We start from the raw sequence: 6349 nt of genomic DNA, 5'->3' as shown, positions 1-6349 counted from the left end.
GCGGCGGGGGAGTGACACGCTCGGCTTCCTCGGGACGTGGGAGGGCAACCGCCACTGGTACTCCGCCGACCGCAGCTGCGCGGTGGCCTACCGTCTGGTGGGCGACGTCGCCCTCGCCGTCGCCGACCCCCTGGCCCCGGACGGTCGACGGCCCGAGGCGCTGCGCGCGTTCACCGACTTCTGCGTCGACCAGGGATGGATTCCCGCGTTCTACAGCGTCCACGCCGACACCCTCGCCGACCTCGTCGATCTCGGATGGCGCAGCGTGCCCGTCGGCGTCGAGACGGTGATGGACCTGCCCGGCCTGACCTTCGCCGGCAAGAGCTGGCAGAAGGTGCGTCAGCCCCTCACCCGCGCCGAGCGCGAGGGTTACACGGCCGTGTGGTCCCGGTGGAGCGAGCTCAGCGTGTCGCAGGCGTCGCAGGTCGTGGCGATCGACGAGGAGTGGGTCGCCGATCGCGCCCTGCCCGAGATGGGCTTCACCCTCGGATCGCTCGACGAATTGCGCGACCGCGAGGTGCGTCTGCTGCTCGCGGTCGGTCCCGACGACCGTATCGAGGCGGTGACGAGTTGGATGCCGAGCTGGACCGACGGTGAGATCACCGGCTGGACGCTCGACTTCATGCGGCGTCGGACCGACGGACCCAACGGAATGATGGAGTTCCTGATCGCCAAGGCCGCCCTGCAGCTGCAGGAAGAGGGGGCGACGGTCCTCAGTCTGTCGGGCGCTCCGCTCGCCGACGACCCCGACGAACCGGCCGACGGCGATCCCGCACCGCTCCGGGCTCTCCTGCGCTGGCTCGCCGAGGTGCTCGAGCCGGCGTACGGTTTCGCCTCGCTCTTCCGCTTCAAGGGCAAGTTCCGCCCGCGCTACCGCCCGCTGGCCCTTGCCTACCGTGATCCTCTGCAGCTGCCCGGTATCGGCGCCGCCGTCGGTCGCGCGTACCTGCCGGACGCCTCGCGCCGCGAGATGGTGGCGCTCGCGCGCACCGCCTGGGAGGGGCGGCGGTGAACAAGTTCTTCCTGTCGCTGGAGTTGATCGATTCTCCGCTCATCACCGTCTTCGCGACCCTGAGCGTCATCGGCGTGCTGGTCGTCTTGGCATGGGCCCCACGCCACGTCGTGCGGATGACCTGCGTCGCGCTGGCCGCAGGGGCTGTCATGTACCTGGTCGCAAGGGCGCTCAGCGCGGCCCAGGTCTTCGACGGTCCGCTGCCTGCGGGGGCCGCTCGATGGTCGGCGCTCTCCGTCGCCGGGATCGCTGCGGGCGTCATGGGTGTTGCCACGGCGCCGCGGGTACGCCGGATCGTGGGAGCGGTGGTGATCATCGCATCCGTCCTCACCGGTTTCCTCGGCGTCAACAGTTCCTACGGCATCACGCACACCTTCGCCGCGATCATGGGCGTGCAGGCCCTCGACCGCGCCGAATTACCGGACGCCGCACAGGACGACAGCACGGGCGTCGCGACCTGGAAGAACTGGACGCCCCCCGCAGACATGCCATCCGTGGGTACCGTCAGCGCCCTGAGCGGGGATTCCCGTATCCCGTCGGGCGATTTTCAGGCCCGGGACGCGTCCCTGTATCTTCCGCCCGCCGCGCTCGTGAAGGATCCGCCGATCCTGCCCCTCATCGTCTTCATGATGGGGCAACCCGGCTCGCCCGACCCGACGAGTCTCGCCAAGGCTCTCGACGATTTCGCGCAAACCCATGACGGTCTGGCGCCGATCGCGATAGTCGCCGATCAGACCGCATCCGGTGACTGGGATCCGTCCTGCGCGGATTCCGCGAAGTACGGGCCGGTCGCCACCTACCTGAACACCCTCGTCCCGGAGTGGGCGGCCTCCCATCTCAACGTGTCGACCGATCACCGGCTGTGGGTGATCGGGGGGTTCTCCAACGGCGGCTCGTGCGCCGCCAAATGGGCGGCCGAGTACCCTCAGGTGTGGGGTCACCTGATCGATGTGTCGGGGAACGAGTACCCCGGCTCCGAGCACCCCGACGCCACGATCGACGAGGTGTTCGGCGGGGACCGGGCGGCATTCGACGCAGCGACTCCGGCCGCCATCATGGGCCGCACGCCCTCTCGGGATTACGCGGGCCACGTCGCCATCTTCACATGGGGCGAATCCGACGGCGTCTTCGGACCGGGCCAGCAGCGCAACGCCCTCGCCGCCCGATCGGCCGGCTTCACCGCCGTGACGCATGTCGTGAGCGGCGCGGGACACGACGGGCCGGCGCTGGACGGAGCACTCGCCTTCGCCGTCCCGCAGCTCGCACCCGTCCTGGGACTCGCTCCCTCATGAGCGCGAGGACGCCGGCCTCTTTCGAGAGGGGCCGCATGACGGCACCGGGGGTCGCACCGCGATGACCAAATTCTTCCTCTCGCTCGAACTGATCGACAGCCCCCTGCTGGTGGTCTCGGCTACCGTCGCGGCGCTCGCTGTCCTCGCTGTCCTGCTCTGGAAGCGGCGGCGCCTCGTTCTCACGGGCCTGATCGGCATCGCCGCGGGGGCGGTGATGTTCGTCGTCGCCAAGACCCTCGAGGCCGCGGACACCTTCGAGGGACCGCTTCCGGGAGCGGCGATCTGGTGGGCTGCCGGGGCGGCGGCCGGGGCCGCCGTCGGCGTCACCGGACTCTGCCGGGCGCCGTGGCCTCGCCGGATCTCGGGCGTCATCGCGATTCTCGCGGGGCTTCTCGCCGGTGCGGTGGGAGTCAACACCTCGTACGGCGTGACGCACAATCTCGCGGCGATCCTCGGCGTGCAAGCGCTCGATCCGGCATCCCTTCCCTCGCAGGACGCGTCAACCGGCGACCCCGCGACCCTCTACCAGCGCTGGCAGCCGCCGGCGGACATGCCGGCGAAAGGCTCGGTGAGCGCGCTCACGGGCGCGACGCAGATTCCGACCGGCCAGTACGCCGCGCGGGATGCGTCGCTGTACCTGCCGCCCGCCGCGCTCGTCGCGAACCCCCCGGCTCTTCCGCTCCTGGTCTTCATGATGGGCCAGCCCGGATCGCCAGATCCGACCTCGCTCGCCAAGGCGCTGGACGCGTTCGCCGCTCAGAACAAGGGTCTCGCACCGATCGCGATCGTCGTCGACCAGCTCACGGCACCCGATCGCGATCCCGCGTGCGAGGATTCCGCAACCTTCGGCGCCGTTTCGACGTACATCAATGAACGGGTTCCGCAGTGGGCGGCCAAGAACCTCAACATCGTTTCCGATCACCGCTACTGGACGATCGGCGGCTTCTCGAACGGCGGTTCGTGCGCCGCGATGTACGGGGCGAAGCATCCCGACGTCTGGGGGCAGATGCTCGACGTCATGGGGAACGAATTCCCCGGTTCCGAACATGTCGCGCAGACTGTCACCGACGTGTACCAGGGCGATGCGGCCGCGTTTCAGGCCAACAAGCCCTCGGTGCTGATGGCCGCGGCCGCTCCGGGCACGTTCGCCGGTCACACCGCTGTGTTCACCTGGGGGAGCGCGGACACCACCTACGGTCCTGGACAGCTCGCGAATTCCCAAGCGGCACAGGCGGCCGGGTTCACGACCCTTACCTACATCGTCGAGGGAGGCGGCCATACCGGCGAGACCCTGGACGCCAGCCTCGCGTGGGTCGTGCCCGCCCTGGCGCCCGTCCTGGGATTGGCGGCCCCGAGGTCGTGACGGTCTAGCCTCACCGGACCGGCGGGCGCTTCGAACCGACGTCCTGGCCGCGCGCTCAGCTGGACCGGCGAGTGGCCCGCGGAACGCGAAAGGCCCGGTCGACGAATCGACCGGGCCTTCGGCGTTTCAGCGTCAGCGCGCGAGCGCCTCTTTCATGATCGCGGCGTGCTCGCTGGCGTGCACCTTGGGCGAACCGGTCGCCGTCGAGGCGGCGGCGGCACGGGAGATGCGCCGCACGGGGCGGCCCAGCTGCTCGGCGACCTCGAGGGCGATGAACGGCCACGCACCCTGGTTCTCGGGTTCGTCCTGGACCCAGACGAGCTCGGCGCCCGGGTACTGGGCCAGCACCTGGGTGAGCTCGTCGACGGGCGCGGGGTAGTACTGCTCGACCCGCACCAGGGCGATCTCGGGATTGGGGTTCTTGTCGAGCTCGGCGCGCAGATCCCAGTGGATCTTGCCCGCGTGCAGCAGCACGCGCGTGACGGCGCTGCGGTCGATGCCGCGGTCGTCGTCGAGCACCGGCTCGAAGCGACCCTCGAGGAAGTCCTCGACGGGGCTGGTCGCACCGCGCAGGCGCAGCATGGCCTTGGGCGTGAACACCACCAGCGGGCGGCGCGGACGCTGATAGGCCTGACGGCGCAGCAGGTGGAAGTACGACGCGGGCGTCGACGGACGGGCGACGATCATGTTGTCCTGCGCGCACATCTGCAGGTAGCGCTCGATACGCGCCGACGAGTGGTCGGGCCCCTGGCCCTCGTAACCGTGAGGGAGCAGAAGGACGACGCTCGACTGCTGCGCCCACTTCTGGTCGGCCGAAGAGATGAACTCGTCGATCACCGACTGCGCGCCGTTGGCGAAGTCGCCGAACTGGGCCTCCCACAGCACGAGCGCGTCGGAGCGCTCGACCGAGTAGCCGTACTCGAAGGCCATCGCGGCGTACTCGCTGAGCAGCGAGTCGTACACCCAGAAGCGGCCCTGGTTCTCGCTCAGGTTCGCCAGCGGCAGCCATTCCTGGCCGTTGTCGCGGTCATGCAGCACCGAGTGACGCTGGACGAACGTGCCGCGACGCGAATCCTGTCCGGCGAGGCGCACCGGGGTGCCCTCCATCAGCACGGAGCCGAAGGCGAGAAGCTCGCCGAAGGCCCAGTCGATGTTGCCGTTGCGGCTCATGTCGAAGCGCTTGTCGAGCAGCTGCTGGAGCTTTGTGTGCACCGTGAAGCCGTCGGGCTTGTTCACGAACGCGTCGCCGATGTGCTGCACGACCTCGCGGGAGACGCCGGTGGTCTCGGGCGCGCCGGTGACCGGCTCGTCGGCCGCATCGGTGGCGATGACGGGGTTGGTCCCCGTCTCGGCCTCGTGGGTGTCGGCGAACGCGACCTCGAGTCGGCTCTGGAAGTCCTGCTTCGCCTGCTCGTACTCGTCCTCGGTGATGTCGCCACGACCGACGAGCGACTCCGTGTACAGACGTCGGACCGACCGCTTCGCCTCGATGAGGTTGGTCATCAGCGGCTGCGTCATCGAGGGGTCGTCGCCCTCGTTGTGACCGCGGCGGCGGTAGCAGACGAGGTCGATCACGATGTCGCGGTGGAACTCCTCGCGGTACAGGAACGCGAGCTCTGCGGCGCGGACGACGGCCTCGGGGTCGTCGCCGTTGACGTGCAGGATCGGAGCCTGGATCGTCTTGGCGACGTCGGTGGCGTAGACCGAGGTGCGGGCGTCGGTGGGCGTGGTGGTGAAACCGACCTGGTTGTTGACCACGACGTGGATCGTGCCGCCCGTGCGGTAGCCGCGCAGCTGCGACATCTGCAGGGTCTCGACGACCACGCCCTGACCGGCGAACGCGGCGTCGCCGTGCACGAGGATGGGCAGCCACGAGAACGTGCCGATGGGCTTGCGGTCCTGCTTGGCGCGGACGATGCCCTCGAGCACGCCGTCGACGGTCTCGAGGTGCGAGGGGTTGGCCGCGAGGTAGACGGGCAGCTCGTCGCCCTGGTCGCCGACGAAGGTGCCCTCGGTGCCGAGGTGGTACTTGACGTCGCCCGAGCCGCGCTTGCTGCCGATGGCGACCGCGCCCTCGAACTCGCGGAACACGTGACCGTAGGTCTTGCCGGCGATGTTGGTGAGCACGTTCAGACGACCGCGGTGGGCCATGCCGATGGCGGCGCCGTCGAGACCCGCGGATGCCGCGCCCTGCAGGATCTGGTCGAGCAGCGGGATCAGCGACTCGCCGCCCTCGAGGCTGAAGCGCTTCTGACCGACGTACTTGGTCTGCAGGAACGTCTCGAAGGCCTCGGCCTGGTTGAGCTTGGACAGGATCCGCAGCTGCTCGTCGTGGCCGGGCTTGGTGTACTTGACCTCGATGTTGCGCTGGAACCACTGGCGCTGCGCGGGATCCTGGATGTGCATGTACTCGACGCCCATGGTGCGGCAGTACGAGTCGCGCAGCACCCCGAGGATGTCGCGGAGCTTGGCGACGCGCTTGCCGCCCAGGCCGTTGGTGACGAACTCGCGGTCGAGGTCCCAGAAGGTGAGACCGTGCGACTCGATCTCGAGGTCGGGGTGCGTGCGCTGCACGTACTCGAGCGGATCGATGTCGGCCATGAGGTGGCCGCGCACGCGGTAGGAGTTGATGAGCTCCTGGACGCGGGCACTCTTGTCGATGCGCTCCGAGATGTCGACGCT

The 6349-nt window shown here is 69.3% G+C and carries 4 protein-coding genes; 3 read left to right on the top strand and 1 reads right to left on the bottom strand.

What is annotated here, in order from left to right:
• From DBR36_RS09195 to DBR36_RS09185, 3 genes are all read left to right on the top strand, one after another.
• The coding region (locus DBR36_RS09195) for a bifunctional lysylphosphatidylglycerol flippase/synthetase MprF (protein ID WP_146185299.1) at positions 1 to 1012 on the top strand (1012 nt) is incomplete at its 5' end.
• On the top strand, positions 1009 to 2304 hold the full coding sequence (locus tag DBR36_RS09190) for an esterase family protein (protein ID WP_108318741.1): 1296 nt from the start codon (positions 1009 to 1011) through the stop codon (positions 2302 to 2304). The genes DBR36_RS09195 and DBR36_RS09190, both read left to right, overlap by 4 nt.
• Before the next feature lie 61 nt (positions 2305 to 2365).
• The gene (locus DBR36_RS09185) at positions 2366 to 3667 is read left to right on the top strand and encodes an esterase family protein (protein WP_108318738.1); all 1302 of its coding nucleotides are present in this window, start codon (positions 2366 to 2368) and stop codon (positions 3665 to 3667) included.
• A 132-nt stretch (positions 3668 to 3799) separates the two neighbouring features.
• On the opposite strand, the gene DBR36_RS09180 is transcribed toward DBR36_RS09185, so the two are convergent.
• Positions 3800 to 6349, bottom strand: a 2550-nt coding sequence (locus DBR36_RS09180) for a multifunctional oxoglutarate decarboxylase/oxoglutarate dehydrogenase thiamine pyrophosphate-binding subunit/dihydrolipoyllysine-residue succinyltransferase subunit (RefSeq protein WP_108318736.1), incomplete at its 5' end; no start/stop codon positions are given.

It is taken from the genome of Microbacterium sp. HMWF026 (assembly GCF_003061325.1).
Lineage (GTDB): Bacteria > Actinomycetota > Actinomycetes > Actinomycetales > Microbacteriaceae > Microbacterium > Microbacterium testaceum_E.
This window is presented reverse-complemented; position numbering and strand designations above follow the sequence as displayed.